This window comes from Chitinophaga sp. H8 (genome assembly GCF_040567655.1).
Lineage (GTDB): Bacteria > Bacteroidota > Bacteroidia > Chitinophagales > Chitinophagaceae > Chitinophaga > Chitinophaga defluvii.
In genome coordinates this window covers 1421678-1448558 of the sequence record NZ_JBEXAC010000002.1, presented here as the reverse complement: position 1 = coordinate 1448558, position 26881 = coordinate 1421678, and the positions used below count along the sequence as shown (strand labels likewise).

Genomic DNA, 26881 nt, shown 5'->3' with positions numbered 1-26881 from the left:
ACACAATTATAAAATTTAAAATACATATTAATCCGCTTCAATATTTTATGACAGCTTCCGAGATCAGACAGCAATTCATGGACTTTTTTGCCTCCAAAGGGCACCAGATCGTCCCTTCCGCGCCTATAGTAGTAAAAAATGACCCCACCCTTTTGTTCACCAATGCGGGCATGAACCAGTTTAAAGACTACTTCCTGGGCAACAAGGTACCGGCCCATAAACGGGTGGCTGATACCCAGAAATGCCTGCGCGTAAGCGGAAAACACAATGATCTGGAAGAAGTAGGGATCGATACCTACCACCATACCATGTTTGAAATGCTGGGCAACTGGAGCTTTGGCGACTACTTTAAAAAAGAAGCCATCGCCTGGAGCTGGGAACTATTGACGGAAGTATACAAAATACCGAAAGACAGGCTCTATGTAACTGTGTTTGAGGGAGATGCAAATGAAAACCTCCCTAAAGACGAAGAAGCTTATAACTTCTGGAAAGAAGTGATCGCGGAAGACCGTATCCTCCTGGGAAACAAAAAGGATAACTTCTGGGAAATGGGAGATACCGGCCCCTGCGGCCCCTGCTCGGAAATCCACGTAGACTGCCGCCTGGATGATGAACGGAGCCAAGTACCCGGCAGCACCCTCGTCAACGCAGATCACCCACAGGTGATAGAAATATGGAATAACGTATTCATGCAGTTCAACCGGCAGAAAGATGGGAGCCTGGTGCCTTTACCGGCCAAACATGTGGATACCGGTATGGGGCTGGAACGCCTCGTTAGGGTATTGCAGGGCAAACAGTCCAACTACGATACCGACCTCTTCATGGGTACCGTACACACCACCGAAAAGCTGACAGGTAAAGTATATACCCAGTCTGATGATAAAAAAGATGTGGCTTTCCGGGTAATCGCAGACCACATCCGCGCCATCTGTTTTACCATCGCGGATGGCCAGCTGCCCTCCAACAACGGTGCCGGCTACGTGATACGCCGTATCCTCCGCAGGGCAGTAAGATATTATTTCTCTTTCCTGGAAGTGAAAAAACCACTGCTCCATGAACTCGTACCGGTACTGGCACAGCAATTTGCCCATGTATTCCCGGAATTACAACAACAACAGGAGTTCGTGAAAAAAGTAGTGTTTGAAGAAGAAAATAACTTCCTCCGCACCCTGGACAGCGGTATCCGCCGGATGGAAGATGTAATGGGCAAAGCCACTACTAAAGCAGTAGATGGCAAAACCGCCTTTGAATTATACGACACCTTTGGCTTTCCCCTGGATCTTACCAACCTCATTGCTGCGGAAAATGGCTTTGCCGTAGACGAAAAAGGCTTTGAGGCTGCCATGAAACAGCAAAAAGACCGCTCCAGGGCTGCTACTGAACTGGATATGGACGACTGGACCATCCTGGATGAAACACCTGCCTCCGTTTTTGTAGGTTATGAACTCCTGGAAACCAATACCAAAGTCCTGAAATACCGTAAAATAAAGGCCAAAGGCAAGGAACAATACCAGGTAGTGCTGGCCCAAACCCCTTTCTATGCAGAAAGTGGCGGACAAGTGGGTGATACCGGGATCCTGTTCTTTGATAATGAAGCAATTGCGGTAACAGATACCAAGAAGGAAAACGACCTGATCGTTCACTTTACAGATACACTGCCCCAACAGATACAGGCACCGGTAAAAGCAGAAATAGACAAGGCCAAACGCAGCAATACTGCCCGCCATCACTCTGCTACACACCTCTTGCATGCTGCCCTCCGGGAAGTACTGGGTACACACGTAGCCCAGAAAGGCTCCCTGGTAAATGCAGATTACCTCCGGTTCGACTTCTCCCATTTTGCCAAGGTGACTGATGAAGAACTGGCCCGGATAGAAGCGATCGTTAATGAAAAGATCCGCCTCAATATACCGGTTGTGATCAAGGAGTTGCCCAAAGAACAGGCACTCCAGCTGGGTGCGATGGCCCTGTTTGGTGAAAAATACGGAGACATCGTACGGGTGGTAATCATGGACCCGGCCTATTCTGTAGAATTATGTGGGGGTACCCACATTGGCAGTACCGGTGAGCTGGGCCTGTTTAAGTTTACGGCGGAAAGTGCCGTAGCTGCCGGAGTACGCCGTATTGAAGCAGTTACCGGTAGCAAGGCGGAAGACTATATAAACGAACAGCTCCTGCAACTGAAAGCGGTAAAAGCTGCCCTGAAAAATCCGAAGGAACTGCTGAAAACAGTGGAAACACTGATACAGGACAAAACTACACTGGAAAAACAAGTGGAAGCACTGGAACTGGAAAAAGTGAAACAAATGGCCGTGGGATTGAAATCTGCAGCGGAAAATATAAATGGGGTCAACTTCCTGGGCAAAGTAGTAACAATCAGCACTGCGGAAGGATTGAAAAACCTTGCCTTTGCACTGAAAAATGATATACCGGACCATGTGCTGGTGCTGGCGGCTAATATCGCCGGCAAAGCAAGTGTGGCCCTGCTGATAGCAGATAACCTGGTAACTTCAAAAGGTTGGGAAGCACCCAAAATGATCAAAGAACTGGTAGCCCCCCTCATAAAAGGCGGCGGTGGAGGCCAGAAAAACTTTGCAACAGCAGGTGGCCAGGAAACAGGCCAACTGGAACAGGTAATCCAGAAAATAAAAGGAGCCATCCAATCATAACCGGTGGCAAATATTAACCGGGGCTGAACGCCTGCTAACATATACCTGCGTTCAGCCCCATCTATCCCCCTTTTATGAAATACATATTCCGGCTTATCTTCGTATTCATCATAACATGCCTCTTTTCCTGCGAGAAGGAACCGGAAAATATTGTGGAATACCAATACCTCATCGCTAATCACGCCCCCTATGAAGTGAAAGTATGGCTGCGGAGCAAAACATCCGCTTCCCTGCCAGGAAAAGACACTTCCCTCATCATCCCCTCCGGCGGCATGAAAACCATTCAGAAAATCACGAATCATACCCAGTATACCGTTAATAATTTTGAAGCTGATAATCACGTGATATCCATCGCCGACAGTATCGCGATCTTCAATCCCTATAAGAAGCAGGGCCGCTTTAATCTTTGCAAAACCAAACGCTGGAATTACCTGAAACTAAATGATCAGCAGGCTCAATATATCCTGACCATATACAAACTGGATTTCAGATAACCCCCCTTTTTAACATTCCCTTAAAAAACTATCCCCCTTTTTAACTTTTCATTTGTGCAATCACCGGTAAATTTGCAACGATCAAATGATTCAATTACTAATAAAAACATCAGTTGTTATGAGCAAATTACTCCAACGCCTTACCCTGGCTGGTATTACTTGTTTTGCTTTAACTGCTTCCTCAGGCGCGTGGGCACAGGATCAGAAAAAAGATACCCTGGGAGAGTTTGATGAAATTATTATCAAACCCAAAGGCACCCAAAATGGGAAAGTGACGGTAGAAATCAAAGATGGAGAAGTGTGGGTAGATGGCCAGAAAATGGATAACTACAAAGATGGAAATATCTCCGTATTACGCCGCAAAGTAACACCTGTAGATGGCAACAGCTTCTCATTCGATATGTCGCCCCATAAAGGTATGCAGCTCTTTAAATTTCCGGACAATGGCAGCATGCTCCCGGCAGGAGGTAGCGCAGTGCTGGGTGTGATCACAGAAAAGCAGGAAGCTGCCGGCGCTACCATAAAAACAGTAGCTCCGGAAAGTGCTGCAGAAAAAGCAGGTTTAAAAACCGGGGATGTCATTACCAAAGTAAATGATGACAAGATCAATGAACCCAAAGACCTGTTTGAAAAAATCGGTACTTTCAAACCAGGAGATAAAATAACAATTACCTATCTCCGGAATAAAAAACCAAGTACGGCTACTGCTACCCTTGGAAAAAGAGATCAGGAAGAGATGAATCAATTCAATATGATTCCAAGAGGCGGACAAGGCAATAACTTCTTCGACCTGCTGCCGCCTAACCGTGGCCAGGATTTCAACGATCCGTTTGAACGTTTTAATGGCTCCTCCCAGGGACCTAAGCTGGGCCTCTATGTACAGGATACAGAAAAAGAAGAAGGTGCTGCCGTATTGGAAGTAAAACCCGGATCTGTTGCCGAAAAAGCTGGCTTTAAACCGGCAGATATCATTACCCAAATGGCTGGCAATGCAGTAAAAAATGCGAAAGATGTGACTGCTGCATACCGGGAAAATAAAGGTAAAAGTACAATCACTGCAACGGTTAAACGTGATGGAAAATCACAAACACTGGAGATTAAAATTCCTAAGAAATTAAATACGGCCGAGCTGTAAATATCACAGTAATACAAAGCATAAAAAAAGAGGAGCTGCCTGAAAACAGTTCCTCTTTTTTATATCAGTAAGTTGAGCTGCCATCTTCTTCCTACTTAGCCATCATCTTTAATAGCTTCAGTTTGTTTTTAAACGGGGGATACTTTACCGGCACATCCAGCCAGGTACCCGTTTTCATCACTCCTTTACGGTGCGTAAATGTTTCAAAGCCATAGATACCGTGATAATTCCCCATACCACTGTAACCAGCACCTCCAAAAGGCAGCTCAGGATTGGCAAGATGTACCAGCGTATTGTTAATACAGCCGCCTCCGAACCTTACCTGCTCCAGTAATATCTTTTCTGTTCTTTTGCTTTTGGTAAACACATATAATGCAAGTGGATAGGGATGCTGCCGGATCAGCTGTACCGCATGCGGTAAATCATCATAAGCAATCACCGGCAGGATAGGACCAAAGATCTCCTCCTGCATCACAGGATCTGTCCATGCTACCTCCTCCAGTATCGTTGGGCCGATATAGCGTTGCGCTTCATCTGTGGCTCCCCCAAAAACCACCTTCCCTGACGCTAGATACTTACACAACGTTTCATAACGTTTGGTATTTATGATACGCCCGTAATCTTCACTTTGCGCCGGATCTGATCCGTAAAACTCCGTAATGGCAGCTTTCAGTTCATCCACTAGGGCAGCTTTCACATTTTTATGTACCAATACATAATCCGGTGCTACACACGTTTGTCCGGCATTCCAGTATTTACCCCATACGATTCGTTTAGCCGCAACTTTTAGATTCACCTTTTCATCTACCAGACAGGGCGACTTTCCCCCCAACTCCAGGGTAACCGGTGTGAGGTGGGGTACCGCCATCTCCATTATTTTCTTTCCTACAGGAATGCTGCCGGTAAAGAATACATGGTCAAAACGGTATTGCATAGCCTCCGGTATTACCACGCCTCCATCTCCCTGTAGTACTGTAATGTATTTGGGATCAAACGTGTCCTTTATCAGCTTTTCCGTAACCACCGCTGTAAAAGGTGCCAGCTCTGAAGGCTTTAACACCGCACAATTCCCCCCACAGATGGCTCCCACCAATGGTCCCATCAGCAATTGAAAGGGATAATTCCAGGGAGCAATAATTAAAGTAAGCCCCAATGGCTCTTTGTATACCCTGCTGTTACTTGGATAATACATCAGTGGAGAGGTAACCTCTTCCGGCTCCATCCATGTTTTCAGATGTGCCAGTGCATGGTTTATTTCCTCATACATAAACCCCACTTCACTGCCATAAGCCTCTACCGCATGTTTGCGCAGATCACGGTACAGCGCATCCAGTATTTCCTGTTCATGTTTTTTGATAGCCTTCTTTAACAATTGTAACTGGGCTTTACGAAAGGCGTAGGGCCTGGTGGCGCCTGATTCAAAATAAGATTGCTGGGCTTTGTATATATTACCTATACCAGGTAAGTTACTCATGGGAATAGCATTTTATGATTGCAACTTGTTGAAGATAACGCTTTCTCCCGGTACCGTAACGCGTTTTAACCAGTTTTTAAGGTGGCCCTGCGCCCTATAAACCCTGAACTGCAACACGCTTTCCTTTGCAACTTTAATTGAATATATTTGCGCTAATCAGTCCGGTATATGAGTGCAAACATTGACTATAGTAAATACGAAGTAGTGATAGGCCTGGAAGTACACGCACAGTTGCTTACAGCCAGTAAATTATTTTGTGGCGACAGCGCTGCCTTTGGCGGCGCGCCCAATACCCATATCAGTCCTATTACCCTCGGACATCCAGGTACCTTACCCAAGCTAAACCGGAAAGCAGTGGAATATGCTATTAAACTGGGGCTGGCCTGCCATTGTGAGATAGAAAAGGAGAACTACTTTGCCCGTAAAAACTATTTCTACCCCGATTTACCTAAAGGATACCAGGTATCCCAGCATACCGCACCTATCTGCAAAGGCGGATACGTACCCATTCAAACAGAAAATGGTAGCCGTAATATCCAGCTCAACAGGATTCACCTTGAAGAGGATGCCGGCAAATTACTGCACGACCAGGATTCGGCTGATAGCCTTGTGGATTACAACCGGGCAGGGGTGCCCCTGGTAGAAATTGTAAGCGAACCCGATATGCATACCAGCGAAGAAGCTTACGTTTACCTCACCGAACTGAGAAGGCTGGTCCGCTATCTCGAAGTATGCGATGGCAACATGGAGGAAGGCAGCATGCGCTGTGATGCCAATATCTCTATCCGCCTCATGGGAGAAAAAACCCTGGGCACCAAGGTAGAAGTAAAGAACATGAACTCCATCCGCAACGTGAAAAGGGCAATCGACAACGAAGTAAAAAGACAAATAGAACTGGTGGAAGCAGGGGGTACCCTCCTACAGGAAACCCGCAGCTTTGATGCCAGCAATGGCAGCTCCTTTTCCATGCGCTCTAAAGAAGAAGCTAATGATTACCGCTACTTCCCTGAACCGGATCTGGCGCCCTTCAAACTGTCTGATGCATTTATTGATGACATACGGGCCACTTTGCCCGCTTTGCCGGAAGAACTGATCCGGAAATATACCCAACAGCATGGCTTATCCGAATATGATGCCAGGGTGCTCTGTGATGATAAAGCAACCTCCGATTACTTTGAAAACCTTACAGGCTTTACTTCCCAATATAAAGCTGCGGCCAACTGGATGCTGGGGCCGGTAAAATCATACCTGAATGAACAGGCCATCAGTATGGCACAGTTCCCGCTGCCTCCACAGCAATTGACCCGGCTGTTACAGATTGTGGAAGCAGGTAACGTCAGCTTTTCTATTGCTTCCTCCCGTATCTTACCGGAAATGATCCTGGCCCCGGAAAAAGATCCGCTGGAAATAGCCACCGCGCTTAATCTGCTCCAGGAAACCAATACGGATAGCCTGGTACCTATTATTGATGAGGTATTGGCCAAATACGCCGGAAAGGTGGCTGAGTTCCGGGCAGGAAAAAAAGGGCTGATGGGATTGTTTGTGGGAGAGGTAATGAAATTGTCAAAAGGGAAAGCCGATCCCAAATTAACCAACCAGCTACTGGAGCAAAAATTAAAAGGCTGAAATATTGTCGCAGACAATTTGCCTATATTCAATACCTAAATCCATTGCCAGCATGGAAACCCTTGGCTGGCAGGTGCATATCTGCCCCATCCATGCCAATTATTCACTATATCAATAAGCCAACAAAAAGTGAAAATTTGACCAGTGGCGGGTATTGCTGTTCATTGTTTATTACTTTTGACAATAACAGCGTGCTATCATTCGTATTACACTTGTTTAAATAACAGTATTGCACGGTAAAAAAATGACTATGAAAAAATACTTACTCTGGCTGGCAATGGGAGTATTCCTGGCCAGCTGCTCGGAGCAAACCGAAAAAGGAGACTTTAAAATTGATGTGCATTTAAATAATGTACCTCTTGGCCAGGTGTTCCTCGAGGAGCTGACCCTGCAGAATGTAAAAGTAGTGGATACTACCGCAGTGAAAGATGCCAGTGGTAATTTCTCCCTGAAAGGAATGGTAGCCGAACAGGGGCTTTACCGCATCCGCTTTGCTGATGGCAAAAATATCCTGCTGGCTTTAGATGCCGGAGATATGAAGATTGACGGGGATTATAACAACCTGGAAAAAATAACCGTATCAGGTTCTGAAGCCACTACAGAAATGCAGGCTTTTGTACAGGATATCAGTAAAAAAGCAATGGTGCTCACAGAAGAAATGAGAGCAGTAGACAGCTTACATAACATTAAAGCACCGGATAGCGTTTTACAAACAAAAGTAGCTACCCTGCAAAAGAACGAAAAAGCTTTCCAACAGGAATTCTTTGACCTGGCCGCTAAAACAAAAAACCCTGCCAATGCCGTTTTTGCTATCAGCCAGGTAAGCGATCCCAGGGCCCTACTGGAAAATAAAAAGCTGATTGCTGATATCAAAACCCGGTTCCCTAAAAATGAACTGGTAAAAAGTATGATTGATAAGCTGACCGAAATGGAATCGGCTGCTACAGGTGCTGCAGGTGGTGAAGAGGCGGCTGCTGTTAAAATAGGCCAGGAAGCTCCTGACTTCACCCTTCCGGATGTTTCCGGCAAAATGGTGAGCCTGGCTTCCTTCCGTGGTAAATATGTACTGGTAGACTTCTGGGCCAGCTGGTGTAAACCCTGCCGCATGGAAAACCCTAACGTGGTGAAAGCCTATCAGCAATTCAAGGATAAAAACTTCACAATACTGGGTGTATCCCTGGATCAGAAAAAAGAACCCTGGTTACAGGCTATTAAAGACGACGGACTTACCTGGAACCATGTAAGTGACCTGAAGTTCTGGGAATCTGCTGTCGTGCCTCTATATGGCATCCAGGGCATTCCAATGAACTACCTGCTGGATCCTCAGGGTAAAGTAATCGCTTCTAACCTGAGAGGGGAAGACTTGGAAGCTAAACTGAAAGAAATAGTGAAATAATTATAAATACCACCAATAAAAGGAAGGCGCCTCAATAATTGAGGCGCCTTTTTGATGTAACAAGTATACAATGCTATTAAGGTGTTACCCTGATACGGCACTGCACCGGGATGATCTCGCTGTTATCATCCATGGTGAGTAAGATAAGAAATGCTCTTTCTCCTCCTTTATCCAACGGGATCTTATCCGATGCCTTCGGTGCTTTTGTATTAAACTCCGTAACATTGGTAGATAAAGTATAAGTAGTCCCGTTTACCGCTACTGGTGCTGCCAGATAAGATGGATAACTGGGATCTTTCAGATTACCTGCATTAAGTGCAGTAGCGCCGCAAACGATTTTGCTGACTTCTTTGATCTTATGAGGAGCATTAGCCGGAATGCTCAGTTCCAGTTTAATCACGCCTCCTCCCTGTATGGATACCTTGTAATAAGGGTTAAACCCGCTGGTAGTGGCGCCGACGAAGGTAACCGGTATTTCCGGTTTATTATCCTTTACCAGATCATCGGTAAATTCCTTTTTACAGGCCACGGCCCCGAATGCAAACAAGGCAAAAAGAACTATTTTATTAAATACAATTTTCATAATGCTTTCCTTTTAATAAATAATAATCCGGATGATGCTTATCCGCGTAATATCAATCCACATCCCACCAAACTTTTACGTTAGGCAGTTTTACATCTTTAAAATTAGGGTTAGCGGCCACTTCATCATTAATATACTGCGCTCTAACCGGACGCTTTCCGTCAATCCCTACCGCATTCTGGTGTTCTGGCATCACCGGATAACCGGTTCTTCTCCAGTCATTCCAGGCTTCCAAACCACACCCTGTATGAGAAATATATTTCTGCGTAATGATCTGCTCTATCTTCTTTGCTTTATTGCCGGATAAAGTAACTACTGCCGGATGGCTGGTGAAATAAGCTTCAATATCTGCTTCCTTTACGCCTGCATCTTCCATAGAAGCACGGATGCCTTCTTCAAAATAGGCCTGTGCCTCTGCATCAGTAATGTTTACACCATCCAACCTGATACCTGCTTCTGCCAGCATAAATGCTCTTTGTGCACTGGTAAGCAATCTGGATGGACCAACACCGCCTTTCCCTGTAATGACATCACTCCATTTTGACCATGTTTCAGCAGGAGGAAGCGTACCTCTGTAACCATTATCCAAAGTCACATAATTACCGGTTGGTTTAGTAATAAACAGGGGTAATCTGGGATCATCCAATGCTTTCAGCCGGTCTACATAACGGGTACTGGCAATCATTTCATTCCGGAAAAGGCTGATATTAATCAACTCATAAAGGGGGCTGCGGCTTCCTACACTACTGCCAAATGGCACTGCCAGATTCTCTGCATTATCCGTAATAAAATCGTTTTTCACCAATAGCTCGTTAATAATAGTGGTTGCCAGGGCGGGCTCTTTCCCGCTGATTTGCATAGCCAGCTTTAACAATAAGGTGTTGCCTGCTTTTTTCCAGGCATCCGTATCGCCGTTGTAGATAATATCATCGGTTCCCAGCTCCATAGTACTCGCAGAATCCATGGCCAATATTCCCGCCTTTGTCATATCAATCAGTCCGGTGATAGTAGCATTACCTTTATAGATATCTTCCTGCGTATCTAACTTAGGCTGCAATATTTCTCTGTCATCACCATACAGTGCATCAGAATAGGGCACATCTCCCCAAACATCCGTAGCAATACTGAAGGTATAAGCAGACATAATTTTACCCACACCGATATACGCTAATCCATCTACTTCACGGGCGCCTTCAATCATCTTTTTATAGGATATCAGTGAGGCACTGCCATACAATTCAAATGACCACTGATTACCAAAATCACCACCATCTGTATTATAGATATCCCAGGTGGCAGGGCTGCCGGCAGCTCCGGTCAGATAATCCATTGTTACTGCGGTAAACCGGTTCAGTTCATTACTGGTAGCAAATGCAGTCCCGGAAAGAGCGGTCGGCAATAACAAGGTAGGAGGTACCTTGGTAGGTTTGTTGGGTGTGGCGTTTACATCCAGGAATTTCTTGCATCCTGCAAAAGAAATCGCCAGCAATAACATCGGTATATATTTTAGCTTCGTTGACTTCATGTTCATTAATTTTTGCGTTAGAAAGTAACTCTCAGATTCACTCCATAGTTGCGGGTATTAGGTGCCCCATTCAACTCCAACCCTTGTATATTACCTGCTCCCTGTGTATTCGTTTCAGGATCCGCAGGAAAATGTGGTGCATAGAAATAAAGATTGTGCGCGCTAACCCCCAGGCTCAGCGATCCAATAGGAGACCTGCTTCCAAAAAGGCTGGTAGGGAAATTATAATACAAAGACATTTCACGCAGCCGGTATACGGTAGCATCAAATACTGCTCCTTCAGATGCCAAACCTCCCAATGCTGCCCAGTAAGATTGTGCACTTATCTGAATGTTGTTGGGAATGTATTTACCATCTGCTACCTCTATCACACCAGGTAATATCCTGGGCTGTTCCCTGTCTTTGCTCGTAATATCCAGACTTCCGTTACTCCTCAGGTCAACCATGCTGAAAGAGTAAATATCTCCTCCCTGACGGGTATCTACCTGAAATGAGAAGGTAAAGTTTTTGTACTTTACTGTATTGGTAATGCCACCAAACCATCTTGGGTTAGGGTCTGCAATGACTTCTCCTGCTACGGCAGGTACCAGTAATCCGGTATTAGGATTGATCACCAGCTGTCCATCCGCATTCCTCACATTTTTACTACCGATAATTACACCGTAAGCGTAACCTTTTGCAATAGAAGGATCGATACCGCCGAAATAGTTACCGATAATAACGCTGTTTTCTACTCCCGGAGCAATTTCTTCTACTTTATTGCGAATGCGGGTATAGTTGGCTGAAAGTTCCCATGAAACAGATCGTGTTTTTACCGGCACAGCATTCAACATCAGCTCTATACCTTTGTTGGTCATCAAACCCACGTTGGTGGTCCTGGTATTAAACCCGCTGGAAGGGGAAACCGCCACATCAAAAATCTGATTGGCACTCCTGGTATAAAAATAAGTAGCGTCCAGGTTAACCCTGTTCTTAAACAATCCGATGTTTACCCCACCTTCATAGGAGGTGATAAATTCCGGTGTGAGCTGTTCACTACCTATTCTGCCATCCAACTGAAATCCGCTGATATTACCTGTTCCTAGGGCAAGCGGATATTCTATGCTGGCAGTATTGTTACCATAAGATGTTTTGGCGTATAATGTTTGTAACAGATAAGGGTCTGCATCACGGCCTACCTTAGCGGCACTAACCCTTACCTTAGCATAGGAAAGTACATCTGATTCCAGATGGAAGGCATCCGTTGGTACAAAACTTAATGCAGCTGAAGGATAGAAGTATTTATTCTTACTCACCGGCAGTGTAGATGATTGGTCCATCCTTCCTGTCAGATCAAGGAACAGATAGTTCATGTAACTAAAATTCAACTGCCCGTAATAACCGATCAGCCTGCGCCGGTTAGATTGCTCCTGGCTGGCAGAAAACACACTACCATTACTCACATTGAAGAAATTAGGAATAGTAAGCCCATCCGCAACAACAGCAGCATTCTCATAATCACGATGGTTGATATTCTGTCCTAATAAAGCAGCAATATTTAACCCTTTCGTAAAGATATCCTCCTTGTTAGCCCGGATCATCAGATCGCCGTTCAATTCAGAACGCACAAACTGATCTTCTGTTACCTGACCAGCAGCTTCTCTGGCAGAGCCAATCTGCAATATCAGTTTTCTTCTGTCAGAATACACATCAGCTGTAGCACGATAAGAAACATTCAGCCACTTCGTAATGTCATATCCCATGGTAAAGTATCCGAACAGACGGTCTACATTACTGGTCAGTTGTTCTTTTTCTGCACTCCACATAGGGTGGTTCTGTGCAGGATTATAGAAAAAGCTCTTTTGGTTAATATCCTTCAGATCTTTATACTCCATTCCCATGAGATCATAGCTTCTTGGAATACGTGTCAGCTGTCCAAAGGCACTTCCTCCATTACCCATCGGGGTGCCTCCTTGTCCGCTTCTTACATAGGTAATGGAAGTACCAATCTTTAACCCGTTCTGTAATTTTTTATTTCCCCCCACCTGAATACTATGGCGCTTATATTCAGAAAAAGGAATAATACCCTTCTGAATAGTGCTGCTCACGCCAAGGGATATATTATTATCAGGTGTTCCTGATGCGATACTTACACCATTCTGTACAATAGTTCCTGTTTTGTAAAAGTCCCTGATATTATTGGGATAGGCACGGTAAGGTACCTTATCGCCCTGCACAGTTACAACGCTATCTAGCCCTGAGCCAAATTTTGGCCCCCAGGAATTGCTGGAGGTATTTACAAAATCATTATTGGCACCCTGGCCATATTCATTTTGCAATTTAGGCAGGCCATAAACATTCTGGAAAGTAACGGATGAAGTAACGGTCACCTCTGTTTTACCGGTAAGATTTTTTCCGGCTTTTGTAGTAATAACAATAGCACCGGAAGAGGCTCTTGATCCATACAATGCCGCTGCTGCAGGACCTTTCAACACGGTAATGGATTCAACGATTTCCGGGCTGATATCATTCAGACGGTTTGCCGGCTGTGAACCAAAAAGGGTATTCTCTGTCTGGTCCAGTGAGTTACTGAATATAACACCGTCCACTACAATCAATGGCTGATTATTTCCGGAGAAAGAAGTGATACCTCTAATGTTAATATTGGTACTGGATCCTGGTGCACCACTGGCAGAGGTAATGTTAACCCCGGCTACTTTACCAGCCAGGGAGTTCAATACGCTGGGCTCCGCTTTTTGCGAAATCGCTGCGCCATCCACCGTCTGAACGGCATAACCTAAAGCCCGCTTATCACGGGTAATACCCTGGGCAGTTACAATTACTTCCTGCAAACTCTTGGTATCCTGTTTTAGTTGCAGGTTAAAATTACTTTTCCCTCCGCTGAGATTCAGCTCCTGGGATTCGTAGCCAATAAATGAAACAACCAGTGTAGCCGCATCCGTTGGTACATCTAATTTAAACGTACCATCCGCTTTACTGAATACACCTGTTTGAGTGCCTTTCACAGCAACAGTGACTCCCGGTAATGGAACACCATCCTTTGCATCAGTGACTTTACCGGTAATAGTTCGGTTTTGAGCATATGCACATAGCACGCTCATGGCCATAAGAAGCCATAGGAGTAATCCTTTTTTCATAAGCAATTAAATTTGATATGTGAATTCCAGTTAACTACATAGCACAGGAAGTACTGCAAACGAGCTGTATGCAATTTATAGGGTGATTTACATCATAGCGGTTAACTATCACAGCATGATAATTGCTCTGGGCTGCACAGGATCAAAGGCTATAGAAGTAATACAATAAAAGCATGGCACACTGTTGTAAGGTGGTACCCTGTTTAGATTTTGTTTTTTAAGTTTTGGATATTAATTACTGACGTTGTGAATTTTGGTTTAGATTAATAAATGATTCAATTGATTTTGGTTCGTTAGATTTGGTTTGATTTTGGTTCGTTGGGTTAAAATATTCTTTGTGCTACATTACTGATGCTCTCCTATTGGACTAAATTCTAACGCAATATATAAAAATAACAGGAATTCACCACGTACAACTTATGTGTTATAATAAAAAAGGTTAACCTGAAGCAGTCATGACTGCTTCAGGTTAACCCACGTTAGTTATTCTTTATAACGGGTTCCCGCTATTTATGTATTTTAATTGTTACTGTTCCAAATGACCCCTCTGTAACACTATTGGTAATACTCGCAGTGATTATTTTATTACATGCATCTAACTCTCCCGCACCTACGATAGTAAAATTATGATATCCTATATAACTGGCCAGATAGGTTTGTTTGGGAATAATGACAGAGTGTTTTTTAGGATCTATTGTAACTTTAACCACTGCACTGGGGTTTTCAATAAACCCTGTAATCTTTAATCCTTCTGCACCATCTCTGGATATTGTTACAGGATAGCTTCCTTCCCAGAAATCAGGATCATCTATCGTGAACGTACCTGTGAATTCATCCAAATCCAAAGGACATACCTTCCGGTACTTGATAGTAGGGCTGGAACCATCCAGGTTCATTGCATCCCCTCCATAGGGCGACTGACCATCCAGGAATGCAGGTACTACCTGTCCGTTAGCCAATGTCATATTCAGCCCTATTTCAAAATAATCACCTGCTTTTATATCAGCGGTTGTTTTTCCGAACAGCTCAATCATCTCCTTCGCTGTAACACTCTCCACAGCAGGCAATGTGGTAACTCCTGTTTTCAGGATTTTCACATTCGAATAATCACCGTTCATTGTTACTGCTATATCAGAGGTTCGGGGAGGTGTATTATCCTTAAAATATAACCCAACATTGAATTTGCTGCTGAATTGATTCGGATCTTCAATTAAGAAATCTGTAGTTTCATCAATGGTGAGTAAAGGTATCGGCGTTTGTACCAGCGCAGGCAGTTTCTCATTATCATTCTTTCTGCAATGGCTTAAAAGTACCATCCCCCCCAGTAATATTATTAAGCTAAGTATCTTCTTCATAGTAAAAGATTTAATGCGTAAAAATTAATCCTTATCCCAAAATACCCTTGCGGAGGCAGGTTGCTTCTGTGGTGGTGCATTTACGTTTACACTCAGATCATCATTGCTCCATGGCAGGGATAGCGGGTATGCCCTGGTAAGTTGCACCTGGATAGCTGGCTGCACAGGATTGGACGGATCTCCGCTGATAGGCGGCTGCAATTTACCACCTGGTGCCTGTGCAGGATTATTAGGATTAAAAAGTACGGGATAGCCTGTACGGCGATAATCAGTATATTGATCCACACTGCTGCCATAACTGCCTATCCATTTCTGTGTCAGTATGATTTCCATTTTCTTAGCTGCAGAACCTGCATCATACTCTGCCAATGCTTTGGTTTTGTAAGTAGTAACCGCTGCAGAACCTACCAGTTTGGGTATTACCTGGGTATTCCCTACCAATGTTACTACATAATCTACCATCTTCATCGATTCATCCATAGCTGCAGATAACGTAGCCTTTGCATCGCCTGCCAGTACACCGGCACTCATCAGCTCCGCTTCTATGTACATACGATCGGCATTAGTAAGCATCTTAAAAGGTGCAGCACCGGTGGAAGAAGAGGCATCTACTTTTTCAGCCCCGCCATCATCATAACGGCCCCCTACAGGATAAATACCAAACACGGTCATACTCTGATCCTGTGAAAAATCCCTGTTAGGCCCTATAGATCCAAACGCGATAGATAAATATCCGCCATCCCGGTATTCTGAAGGACTCTGAGAAGGCTCATCATTTTTAAGCTGACGATAAAAGTAATAAGGAATCCGGGGATCAGGATTACTGGTTAGAATAGCTGGATTATATCCTTTCATAATAGCCCAGAACCAGGGACTCTGGTAGTGCGTTTTTTGTCCGGCATAATAATCATTAAATCCAGGGTTACGATCATCTGGAGTGGTGCTTTTACCATATTTAAGCATAAAGCTCCCTTCTGTAGATTCGATCAGCATATCACTTCCTACCAGTGCAGTTACCTGTGCAGAAACATTCTGCACCAGCCTTAACTGATTATACAGTTTCAGCTTAATAGTATTAGCTGCTCTTTCCCACAACTCCGGCTTTCCACCATAAATCAGGTCATCCGCGCCGGGCTTTGCAGGATTTTCCGCATCTGCTTTAAGGTCTGCAATACCTTCGTCCAGCAATGCCAATAGCTTAGGATATATCTCACTATCCTTGTCGTATTTGGGATAGCGTATTCCATCGGATATCAGCTTATTGGCTTCTGAAAAAGGTACATCACCAAACACATCTACAAACTGGCTGATGGCATATGCCTTTAATATTTTGGCAATACCGGTGTAGATTTTATTATCCTCCTGGGTGCCCTGGTTAATGATGGTTTCAATGTTCTGAAGACATCCCAGCACATCAGATCCTACCTGTGCAGGAGAGCTGCTGTACATACCTTTCCAGGCACCGTTGATGTTAAATTCATTTCCGTCTGCACCGTATTGATCCTGTGCTTCACGCACTGTTACCTGGTGCATGTATACAGATAATACTTCCGTAAGCCCGCGTGCACCGCGGTTATCATTCGTAAATCCAAGTGCATATACCATCCCTTGCTCGGCGGCAGGTAACAACCTGTTCAGAGAAGTAACTGCCGGGTTATTGGGATCTTTGTTGACGTCCAGGAAGTTTTTAGTACAACCAGTTAGCACTACCAGGCTCACTAAAAAACTATTTATTATTCTTTTCATTTTTTCCGGTTTTGGGTTGTTCTCTAATTAGTTAGAATGTTACCTTAAGATTCACACCATATCTCCGGGTGGTAGGCGCTGCTGATAACTCGATCCCTTGTGTAGTAGTAGATCCGAAGCTGTTAGCTTCCGGATTGAAATTAGTATACTTGGGAAAGTTAGGCGCGAGATACCATAAATTACGGCCGGTTACGGTAAATGTTAATCCGCCGATAGGTGTCCGTTTAAAAAGATGTTTCGGAAAATCATACCCAATAGTCAGCTCGCGGAAAGTATACAAAGTAGCATCATACACATTCCACTCTGTGGCAGAGTTAATGGCAAATGACTCTCCAAAATACAGTTCATTCATACTAACCACTGTACTATTCGGAATCTTATTTCCTTTGGAATCTTTAATAGGTAATCCTGTGTTGGCATCACCATAATACCCTGGGATGATATAACCTCTTTCACGATCTTCCGTATCTTTTGTTACACCACGTCCAAGTAATGAACTAACGGTCACTGAATACAGATCTCCGCCTTTGGTCATATCAAATAAGGCGTTCAGGAAAATTCCTTTATAGTTCAGCGTGGTACTAAGCCCCGCTTTAAAATCCGGATTGGGATCACCTATCATCTGTTGCTCTGTAGAACGGATCAGCAGCCCTGTATTGGGATCTATCAGCAGGTTGCCTGCTTCATCCCGGTAGTCTACTGTTCCACGCAGATACCCAAATGGTTTTCCTGCTTCCAGATAAGGAGATATTTCTGTAAGGATATTGTCCAATGGGATACGTGTTACCCCTGGCAACAATTCTGTTACCTCACTCTTATTCTTGGTGAAAACACCATGCAATGACCAGGTTAGATTTTGTGTCTTTACAGGGATCACATTCAGATCTATTTCTACCCCTTTATTGGTCAGCTTACCGAAGTTTTCAAATATTTGTGTAAACCCTGAAGACGCGGGTAAGGTAATAGGAGCAATCTGGTTACTGGAATTCCTGTTGTACACCGCCACATCAAGGGCGATACGTCCCTTTAAGAATTCCAGGGTTGCACCTACTTCCACATCGCGGGTAAACTCTGGTTTCAGATTGGGATTAGCAGCAGAAGGATCAGCTATTAATCCTGAAACTCCCTGGAAGGGGCTGTTAGTTCTGAATATGTTGATCAGCGAATACGGATCAGCATCGCGGCCTACTCTGGCCCAGCTGGCACGGATCTTACCAAAGTTCAGTACATCTCCGCCGATATCAAATGCCTGTGTAAACACAAACGAACCGGATACACTGGGATAAAAATAGCTGTGACTGTTGGTAGGCAAAGTAGAAGACCAGTCATTTCTGCCCGTGAAGGTCAGGAAAGCAAATTGTTTATACCCCAGCTCCAGGTCTGCAAAAAGCCCCCATAAGCGTCTGCGGGTGTATTCTCCCTTATCAGGTAATACCGTTTTGGTGTTGGTGATGGTATAAATACCTGGTGAGATGATTTCATTTCCGAGGATGATCTGATTTCTCATCGTACGTTGGTTCACGTTATGCCCCAGTACTGCTTTAAAATCAAAGTCCTCATTTATTTTAGGCGTTAATGTTACCAGGAAGTTGGACTCTATTTCCTGGAACTGATAGTTTTGTTCCTTGATACGTCCTTTTCCTTCTGCCGCACGGGAACCAATATCCGTGATTTCCCTTCTGAAGAAGGTATTGGTATTGGTACCTATCTGGTAGTTAAGGCTGATCCATGGATTTATTTCATATCCCAGTTTGATGCTGGCGATATAACGGTCAGTCACCGTTGAAATAGTATTATGCCGGAAAGACCAGAGCGGGTTATCATATTGCGCATTACTGGTAGATACCGGCAAACCGTTTTTATCTTCGAAAGGCAACCCTGCAATATTCCAGTTACGTGCGAGGAACAGGTTACGTGCAAAGGAAGAAGCAGATCCTTCCACCTGGTTTTCACCAAATACACCACCTACCTGATTGCTACGGGAATAACTGAAATTTCCACCTACCGTAACCCCCATGCCCAGCTTGGAACTACCACCAATACTGATATTGGCGCGGTTAAAGCTGGAATTAGGAACATAACCGTCCTGGTTAAGATAAGAAGCAGTAGCACTCAATGCTGTTTTCTCATCTCCTCCGTTTACAGTTACTGAATTTTCATAAATAGATCCCGTTTTAAAAAGGTCTTTTACGTTATTGGGTATTGCCCTATAGGCCACTTTACCGGTGGGGAACAATTCCGGAAATGCAGCCAGGTAGTCGGGCCATACGGGTATAGAATCCAGTGTACCAAACCTGGGGCCCCAGGAACCATTGGCATTGGCATAATTAAACAGGGTACCAGGTCCGTAAGTATTCTGATACTTAGGCAGGTTAGCGATGTTTTCAAAAGAAAGAGAAGTAGAATAGCTTACTTCCAGCCCTTTTTTGGACCGGCCTGCAGAACCTGATTTAGTAGTAATAATTACGGCACCATTGGAGGCACGTGAACCATACAGTGCGGCGGCCGCGGCCCCTTTTAATACGGTCATGCTGGCGATGTCATTGGGATCGAGGGATGAAAGGCCACTGGAATAGGCGCCACCTCCGGAAGTCTGACTGGAAGTAGTGATCTGGTCATTATTATAAGGAACACCATCTACCACGATTAATGGTTCATTATTACCAAAAAACGAAGTATTACCCCTTATATTAATGCGGGTAGCAGCACCTGGCGTACCTTGCGATACCCTGATATCCACCCCTGCTACCTTTCCTTGTAACCCTTTTAACATATCCGGTTCTGACTTTTGCAGCAATTCATCCGGCTTTACCTGGCTGAGGGAATAACCCAGGGATTTTTCACTTCGCTTGATACCCACAGCAGTGACTACAATTTCACCCAATTGTTTTTTATCCGTTTCCAGTGCTACATCTATGTTATTACCAGCACCTATGGTCATTTCCCGGTTCAGGTAACCTACAAATGAAAACACCAGCACTGACCCTGGCGACACTTCTGTAATACGATAAGTACCATCTCCAATGGTAAAAACCCCCTTTGTGGTTCCTTTTACGACAACTGTTACACCGGGCAGGGGAGACCCGTCTTTGGCATCCGTAACTTTTCCGCTGATGGTTCGTGTCTGGGCTGTCGCGTGTAATACGCTGGTGACCACGAACAGCCAGGCGAGTAGCTCTCTTTTCATAAGCAATTAGATTTTGACTGATGGTATGAGTAGAATAACAATATTAATTTACGTAAAAAAAAGCATATATACCATCACGATACGCTAAAATAGTATCAGTTAATTATAAAAATACTGTGATATAATAAATGTTAAATATTTGTTAAAGCAATATATTGAAGTTATCATGTGCACAAACGAACATGATAATTAAAAGGATGGATGCAGAAAAGGAGGGAAATTGGGGGATAACATTTATGCACAAAAAAAGGGGGAGCGTCATGCTCCCCCTTTCACACTTTATAAAAAAATAATTATTTAGTATCCCACCATACTTTGTCGGTAAGCAACTTGGAACCCGGGAAGTTACCATTGTTGGTCACTTCTGAACTTGGATACAGGAAACGCTGTGGTTTGCTGTCATCATTGTAAATCGAAGCTTTTGACTTGATCAGGAAGCTGGGATATCCGGTACGACGATATTCAGTCCATGCCTCAAAACCCTGATTACCGCACATAGCAAAGTATTTCTGGGTAATGATGTCCCTGATACGTCCTTCTGCTGCTGCCGGAAATGCGGCTACTCTGTCAGCTACATAAGAGCCTTCAGCTATATCATAAGAGCTAAAGCTGGCACTGATACCTTGTCCATACAAACCAGAAGCACTACCTCCGCCATAACCACGAGCAGATGCTTCCGCCTGCAGGAAATAACTTTCTGCTGCAGAAATGAATTTAACCGGTGCCATAGCTGATTTATTGTTGGAATACCTTGCTCCTACTACAAAAGAAGGCGTAGAGTAACTACCAGATGTAATCAACGCAAAGCCTCCCTGTACGATAGGGGTTACCTTTCCTGTGGCGGCCAGTGGCTGATAAAATACGCTCACCCTGGGGTCCTGCAATGCATTCATCGTATCCACACAGGTAGCACTTGCCAGCAAATTGGAGGTAAACTGCAGCTGAACAATTTCAGAATAAACCGGGTTCTGGTTATCACCAGTACCAGAGTATTTCACTTCCGCATCTCTTTCCAGGAAATTGTGTTTAGCTACTACCGCTTTAATACCTGCTTCTGCTTTCGCTTTATCTACATCCAGCAGGCGCAGATAAGCTCTTAATTTCAGTGTATTAGCAAATCTGTCCCATTGCTCCATATCACCTCCAAAGATCAGGTCATCCGCACCTGGCAGGTAAGCAGACGCAGGATCGATCATAGCTTGTGCCTCGTCAATGTATTTAAAAATGCTGTCATACACTTCTTTTTGTGTATCATATTTAGGGTTCAGATTATCATCCCCCTTTGTTGCTTCTTTTAATGGCACATCACCAAAAGCATCTGTCAGCATCTGATAGTTATATGCCTTCATCAGCAAAGCAATCGCAGCATATTGTTTATTCTTGTCAGACCGGCCTTCTTTCAGGATCATCTCCAGATCTTCCAGAGAGTTGCTGTACAGGTTATTCCAGGGCCAGTCATAATCAGCTGCACCTGGCTGATACTGATCTATAGACCTATACTGGGAAGCACCAAAGTTCTGTGTCCAGTATTGGCTCCAGATATTACCGTAAATCTGAAACGTACCCCCCAACACAAACGAGATGCCCGCCTGCGCAGAAGGTAAAATCAAAGATACCTGTGCATTTTCCGGTGCATTCGGATTATCGTTAATATCCAGGAAATTTTTACACCCGGTAGTCGTCACCATACAGATGGCTAATGCTCCCAGTGCGGATTTTATATAACCTTTTTTCATTTTCAATCTTTTAAATTTTAACAACTTTAGAATGTCACTTTCAGGTTAAACCCGAAATTCCGCACGGATGGTTGCGCCGTAAAATCAAAACCCTGCGCATTGCTGGCTCCGGAAGAATTGATTTCAGGGTCTGCATAGATATTATCCTTTGCTGTCCATAATGCCAGGTTGTTACCAAACAAACCAACGGATGCATTACCGAATGGTGTTCTTCTCAACAACGCCTGTGGTAATCTGTAGCTCAGGCTTATTTCACGTAACCGGATATACGAAGCATCTACGATATTTTCACCTGTAGCTCTGGATGGACCAGAAAAATAACTGGTGGGATCAAATTTAATAGAGGTGTTCTCTACCAGTTTGCCGGTACCATCATCATAAACGGAATTTGGCCATACATGTGGTTCACGGCCACCCACGATTGTTTCAGGGTCTGTTCCGGTAAATAACATGTTGTCTCTTGTTCTGGAGAAGAATCTGCCACCTTGTTTGGTATCAAACAGGATATTAAAGCTGAATCCTTTATAGGAAGCATTAGCACCTGCAGAAGCCATATAATCCGGATTGTAGGATCCCAGGTATACCGCATCTGTTTTCATAGGTGTACCGGTTTGTTTATTGATCACTACACGTCCCTGGTCATCACGCATCATCGCTTCGGAATAGAAAGTACCATAAGGTTTCCCTACTGCAGCAACAATGCTCATACCACCAAAACCACCTAAGGATACCTGGCTTACGCCATTGGCGATTTCCAATACTTCATTGTCGTTCTTGGTATAAGTACCGTACAATTCCAGTGTAAATCCGGAAGCGGTACGGATAGGTGTACCACGCAGGCTCAGTTCCACCCCTTTATTCTGAACAAGCCCTGTATTCAATGCTTTAAATCCAAAACCGGTAGCATTTGAAATAGGCGTGCTCAGGATCTGGTCTTTAGATTTATTCTGATAATAAGAGAAGTCTACAGAGATCCTGTCATTAAAGAAGTTCATCTCCGTACCTACCTCAAATGCAGTGGTGATTTCAGGCTTCAGACCAGCATTACCGATACGATCTCCCATGGTATAACCAGGTACACCATTAAAGGGGAAGGTATTGATAGCAAAACCGCCTCTGAGCTCTGTTTTGTTATAGTATGTTTTTAACAGGTAAGGACTTGCATCATTACCCACCTGCGCCCAGCTGGCACGCACTTTACCATAACTGATCACGTTGCTGGCTTTAGTGCCGTTCAGCAGTTCAGAAAAAACAAAGGAACCATTCACACTTGGATAGAAGAATGAATTATTGGCTATTGGTAATGTGGAAGACCAGTCGTTACGGGCGGTTGCTCCCAGGAATATCATGTTTTTATAAGCCAGGTTCAACTCTCCGTATAAACCTACCAGACGGCGGTTGGTATACTCATTAAAGGAATAGATAGGACCATCACTGTTATCCAGGCTATACCATCCTGGAATTACCAGACCATTTGCAGTATTCGTAGCTGTTTGCAGGGTAGTAAAGGTACGCTGGCGAACGTTGTTACCTACCATTAAAGAGGCATTGAAATCCTTGTTAAACTGCTTTTTGGCAGTAACCATCAGGTCATGTGTAATTTCACTCAGGTTAAAATGGTCTTCTCCGTATTTACCGGTTTCCACCTGTGCATATTCAGGACCATAATTTCCGGATTTGGTATCTAAAGGAGCAAAATTGAATTTTGGACTCTTATATCTTCTGCGATCTGAATACACATCGGCACCTACTCTTTCCACGATATCCAACCACTCAACGGGTTTGTAACCAATGGTAAAGTTACCGTTCACACGATCCACATCATTCAGATTCTTGTAGTTTTTCAGGATATAATAAGGGCTCTTCACATAAGCGTTATAGTAGCCATATCCTTCATTTCCTTCTTCATCATAGAATCCTCCCATACTGTAATAAGGATTGCTCAGATCACCCATCTTGTCCAAAGGAATATCACGGGGTGTCTGTAATACAGTGTTGTATACAGAACCACCATCCTGACCACCCTGGATCATGTTGCTGTTAATCTTGGTATAATTAACACCGATGCTGGTATAGAATTTATTGCTCAACTGGGCTGTACCGTTAAAACGTACACCATACTTGTTATAGTTATCATAACCGCCTGGCATGATACCATCAGAATTCAGGCTGTTCAGTGATAAATAGTAGGATGTTTTTTCGCCTGCACCAGATAAGGACAGGTTATTATTGATAGCTTTTCCCAGTTCAAAAAAGTTCTTGATATTATCTTTCAGGGCTACATAAGGCTTAGACTGTCTTTTTCCGTTAATTTCCTGTCCCCATTCTCTATCCTTACCATCAAACTTAGGTCCCCAGCTGGTATTTTCTTTAGGATCAAAGTCATAATATCCTTCTCCATATTCATTCTGGAAAGTAGGCAGTTTCAGTACATTAGAAAAAGTAACGGCTGTATTGAAAGTGATTTCCTGTTTTTTATTACCATCTATCTTTTTACCTTGTTTGGTAGTGATGACGATCGCACCATTAGATGCACGGGAACCATACAATGCCGCTGCCGCAGGCCCTTTCAATACTGAAATAGATTCAATATCATCCGGGTTGATATCATTTCCCCTGTTACCAAAGTCTACGTTATTGCGGGCATCCTTACCCAGTTTATCACTGTTACCCAAAAGGCTGGAGTTATCAATGGGTACCCCATCTACTACCATCAGCGCCTGGTTATTACCGGCAATGGAAGAACCACCTCTCAGTACAATCCTGGAAGAACTACCAGGTGCACTTGCAGTAGTGGTGATGTTCACACCGGCTACCTTACCTGCGAGTGCATTCAAAGGGCTGGTGCTCTGACCTCTGGTCAGCTCATCGTTTTTGATGATGGGAGCTGCATAACCCAGTGAACGTTTGTCACGGCGTATGGCATTTGCCGTTACTACGGTTTCTGTAAGTTTGGTAATGTCCAGATGCATCACCACATTAACGGTATTGGATGCACCCAGTTTGGATTCCAGTTGTTGCATACCAACTGACTTAAATACAAGTACAGGGCTTGATGTACCATCCGGAAGTTTAATGGAATAAACCCCATCCGGGTTTGTAACCGCACCGGTGCTGGTGCCTTTCACTATTACTGTGGCTCCTATTACAGGTTGCCCATCATCTGCTGATGTAACTTTCCCCGTTATAGTGCGACTCTGCGCAAAAACCTGACCAGCTGCCAGACATAGCACGGACAGGAGGAGAAATAGACTTTTCCTCATAAGCATGATTTTGTTCCGATTTTGATTTTAAATAAAAACGTTTAAACAATGGGCATAAACGCCTGGTTCATTTTGGTTTTGTGCATTAGATTTTTGTGGTCACTTATTTATGCGGAGAAGGAAAAAATTATATCAAAGTATAAGGTTTACTCCCTTAATGAAGAACATTGATTTAACAAACTTGCCAAACGAAAAAAATTTTACTAACCTGATAACGATATCACCTGGTTAAATAACAAACACATTATTTAACTAAATAATAAATGTTGTCCGGTTGAATAAAATAACAAGCAGGTTCCGATAATTTCAATTTCAATCACGTAGGGAAGCTATTAATACTTCTTCCTCATAAGCAGTTTCCGTGTGTTTAACCTAAATTTAACATATCAAATATAGGATTTTTAACAAAACTTTAGTTCTATTATTCTTTCTCGATAATTAAATAACAAAACTTTGACAATTTGTTAACTTATCATGTTGTTTTTAATTAGTATAAAATGAGCTCATAATATTTTGGAACAGAGGGGTTTATAAAAAAAAAGCAAGCGATAAGATTATCGCCTGCGCTCATCAACCAAAATCTAAATCGAGATTACTCTTAAATATTTTTTAGCCTTACGCTAAATGACTGCAATTGCAGATATGCATGGTTTCCGTTAATATTTTTCATTATAGCATATAGGAACCTGCCTTACTAGGGCCATTGCATAACATGACTAACTTACATTCCATGACTTTACCTGCTACTGATCAGGCTAACGTAAGCGGGTAAGTTTTTAATAAATTCAACATCCCGGCATACAAATCCTCATGCCGGCTGTTATAGCGGAACTCACATTCCTTTAAATGCAGATAGGCGGTATTACGGTTCAATCCTTTGAACTTAGCCAGCCTGTGACGGGTAAGTGCCCAGAATGCATCCACATCGTCTGTATCGGCCTTTTCTGTGCCACCATTTTCCAAACGGTATAAACGATACTGACCCAGATCCACCAACCCGCGGAATAAACGGATCCTTTCCACAGCTCCCAGGGTTTCCAGCCCTGAACGCCCCCTTACTACGGCATGTACCATAGAACGGCTCACATCCGGCAATATCTCCGTATGTACCCGCTCTTCCTGCTTATAAATTCCGAAAATAACCGGCTTTATAATCTTCCCTACTTCGGGCTTTACTGCTACCAGCGTATCCTGATCATACACGCTTTCAGATAAATCCTCCTCCGGCAACTGCGCAGTAACCTGACTGATGCCCGGATTACCTTCCTCGCAGGAACGCGCAATCTGCTGGCGTATCTTTTTCAGATAACTATTAATGGTTACCCGGCTCACTCCGCTGATACTGGCAATTTGAGTGGCGGTGAGATCATCGGCAAATAGCTTGAGGATCTCCTTAAACTTTCGCTCAGATAAATGAGCTCCTTTTAAGTATTTGTTTTTCATGAACAAGAGATTAGAACGGCATCATAAACCTCTTATTTTTTCCCCGGTATATCAGGCCATTTTATACAAACGGCTAAAACTATGTGATGAATGCTGCCCACTAGATTATTTC

15 protein-coding genes are annotated in these 26881 nt (G+C 43.8%); 5 read left to right on the top strand and 10 right to left on the bottom strand.

Annotation, left to right across the window (positions count from 1 at the left end; translation table 11 throughout):
* The first annotated feature begins 47 nt into the window (after positions 1-47).
* The 3 genes from alaS to ABR189_RS19745 all read left to right on the top strand — a co-directional run bounded on the left by alaS (position 48) and on the right by ABR189_RS19745 (position 4298).
* Positions 48-2669, top strand: coding sequence for an alanine--tRNA ligase (gene alaS / locus ABR189_RS19755; protein ID WP_354662198.1), 2622 nt, complete (start codon positions 48-50; stop codon positions 2667-2669).
* Positions 2670-2743: 74 nt separating this feature from the next.
* Entirely contained in the window at positions 2744-3163 is a 420-nt protein-coding gene (locus ABR189_RS19750) for a hypothetical protein (RefSeq protein WP_354662197.1), read from the top strand.
* A 118-nt stretch (positions 3164-3281) separates the two neighbouring features.
* Positions 3282-4298: a PDZ domain-containing protein gene (locus ABR189_RS19745; RefSeq protein ID WP_354662196.1), complete on the top strand. Its 1017-nt coding sequence runs from the start codon at positions 3282-3284 to the stop codon at positions 4296-4298.
* A gap of 91 nt (positions 4299-4389) precedes the next feature.
* Here ABR189_RS19745 and ABR189_RS19740 read toward each other — a convergent pair whose 3' ends face one another.
* Entirely contained in the window at positions 4390-5772 is a 1383-nt protein-coding gene (locus ABR189_RS19740; protein WP_354662195.1) for an aldehyde dehydrogenase, read from the bottom strand.
* 168 nt (positions 5773-5940) lie between these two features.
* On the opposite strand from ABR189_RS19740, the gene gatB reads away from it, so the two are divergent.
* On the top strand, positions 5941-7398 hold the full coding sequence (gene gatB, locus ABR189_RS19735) for an Asp-tRNA(Asn)/Glu-tRNA(Gln) amidotransferase subunit GatB (RefSeq protein WP_354662194.1): 1458 nt from the start codon (positions 5941-5943) through the stop codon (positions 7396-7398).
* Between the two features lie 250 nt (positions 7399-7648).
* A complete protein-coding gene (locus tag ABR189_RS19730) occupies positions 7649-8794 on the top strand; it encodes a redoxin domain-containing protein (protein ID WP_354662193.1) in 1146 nt (381 codons plus the stop codon).
* Between the two features lie 76 nt (positions 8795-8870).
* Here the strand turns inward: ABR189_RS19730 and ABR189_RS19725 are convergent, their stop codons facing one another.
* The 9 genes from ABR189_RS19725 to ABR189_RS19685 form a co-directional block, all read right to left on the bottom strand.
* The gene (locus ABR189_RS19725) at positions 8871-9377 is read right to left on the bottom strand and encodes a hypothetical protein (protein WP_354662192.1); all 507 of its coding nucleotides are present in this window, start codon (positions 9375-9377) and stop codon (positions 8871-8873) included.
* 52 nt (positions 9378-9429) lie between these two features.
* Positions 9430-10902: a SusD/RagB family nutrient-binding outer membrane lipoprotein gene (locus ABR189_RS19720; RefSeq protein WP_354662191.1), complete on the bottom strand. Its 1473-nt coding sequence runs from the start codon at positions 10900-10902 to the stop codon at positions 9430-9432.
* A 17-nt stretch (positions 10903-10919) separates the two neighbouring features.
* Entirely contained in the window at positions 10920-14039 is a 3120-nt protein-coding gene (locus ABR189_RS19715; protein ID WP_354662190.1) for a SusC/RagA family TonB-linked outer membrane protein, read from the bottom strand.
* Positions 14040-14545: 506 nt separating this feature from the next.
* Positions 14546-15394 (bottom strand): hypothetical protein, encoded by an 849-nt coding sequence (locus ABR189_RS19710; RefSeq protein ID WP_354662189.1) that lies wholly within the window; start codon positions 15392-15394, stop codon positions 14546-14548.
* 24 nt (positions 15395-15418) lie between these two features.
* Positions 15419-17140 (bottom strand): SusD/RagB family nutrient-binding outer membrane lipoprotein, encoded by a 1722-nt coding sequence (locus ABR189_RS19705; protein ID WP_354662188.1) that lies wholly within the window; start codon positions 17138-17140, stop codon positions 15419-15421.
* Between the two features lie 31 nt (positions 17141-17171).
* Positions 17172-20327, bottom strand: a complete 3156-nt coding sequence (locus tag ABR189_RS19700) for a SusC/RagA family TonB-linked outer membrane protein (RefSeq protein ID WP_354662187.1) — start codon at positions 20325-20327, stop codon at positions 17172-17174.
* A 293-nt stretch (positions 20328-20620) separates the two neighbouring features.
* Positions 20621-22063, bottom strand: coding sequence for a SusD/RagB family nutrient-binding outer membrane lipoprotein (locus ABR189_RS19695; protein WP_354662186.1), 1443 nt, complete (start codon positions 22061-22063; stop codon positions 20621-20623).
* Between the two features lie 26 nt (positions 22064-22089).
* Positions 22090-25326, bottom strand: a complete 3237-nt coding sequence (locus ABR189_RS19690) for a SusC/RagA family TonB-linked outer membrane protein (RefSeq protein ID WP_354662185.1) — start codon at positions 25324-25326, stop codon at positions 22090-22092.
* 750 nt (positions 25327-26076) lie between these two features.
* On the bottom strand, positions 26077-26769 hold the full coding sequence (locus ABR189_RS19685) for an IS1595 family transposase (protein WP_354662184.1): 693 nt from the start codon (positions 26767-26769) through the stop codon (positions 26077-26079).
* Positions 26770-26881 lie beyond the last annotated feature (112 nt).

Bases quoted from the DNA above. Each gene is read 5' to 3' on its own strand.
- alaS (WP_354662198.1), top strand. From the start codon at position 48: ATGACAGCTTCCGAGATCAGACAGCAATTCATGGACTTTTTTGCCTCC.
- ABR189_RS19750 (WP_354662197.1), top strand. From the start codon at position 2,744: ATGAAATACATATTCCGGCTTATCTTCGTATTCATCATAACATGCCTC.
- ABR189_RS19745 (WP_354662196.1), top strand. From the start codon at position 3,282: ATGAGCAAATTACTCCAACGCCTTACCCTGGCTGGTATTACTTGTTTT.
- ABR189_RS19740 (WP_354662195.1), bottom strand. From the start codon at position 5,772: ATGAGTAACTTACCTGGTATAGGTAATATATACAAAGCCCAGCAATCT.
- gatB (WP_354662194.1), top strand. From the start codon at position 5,941: ATGAGTGCAAACATTGACTATAGTAAATACGAAGTAGTGATAGGCCTG.
- ABR189_RS19730 (WP_354662193.1), top strand. From the start codon at position 7,649: ATGAAAAAATACTTACTCTGGCTGGCAATGGGAGTATTCCTGGCCAGC.
- ABR189_RS19725 (WP_354662192.1), bottom strand. From the start codon at position 9,377: ATGAAAATTGTATTTAATAAAATAGTTCTTTTTGCCTTGTTTGCATTC.
- ABR189_RS19720 (WP_354662191.1), bottom strand. From the start codon at position 10,902: ATGAAGTCAACGAAGCTAAAATATATACCGATGTTATTGCTGGCGATT.
- ABR189_RS19715 (WP_354662190.1), bottom strand. From the start codon at position 14,039: ATGAAAAAAGGATTACTCCTATGGCTTCTTATGGCCATGAGCGTGCTA.
- ABR189_RS19710 (WP_354662189.1), bottom strand. From the start codon at position 15,394: ATGAAGAAGATACTTAGCTTAATAATATTACTGGGGGGGATGGTACTT.
- ABR189_RS19705 (WP_354662188.1), bottom strand. From the start codon at position 17,140: ATGAAAAGAATAATAAATAGTTTTTTAGTGAGCCTGGTAGTGCTAACT.
- ABR189_RS19700 (WP_354662187.1), bottom strand. From the start codon at position 20,327: ATGAAAAGAGAGCTACTCGCCTGGCTGTTCGTGGTCACCAGCGTATTA.
- ABR189_RS19695 (WP_354662186.1), bottom strand. From the start codon at position 22,063: ATGAAAAAAGGTTATATAAAATCCGCACTGGGAGCATTAGCCATCTGT.
- ABR189_RS19690 (WP_354662185.1), bottom strand. From the start codon at position 25,326: ATGAGGAAAAGTCTATTTCTCCTCCTGTCCGTGCTATGTCTGGCAGCT.
- ABR189_RS19685 (WP_354662184.1), bottom strand. From the start codon at position 26,769: ATGAAAAACAAATACTTAAAAGGAGCTCATTTATCTGAGCGAAAGTTT.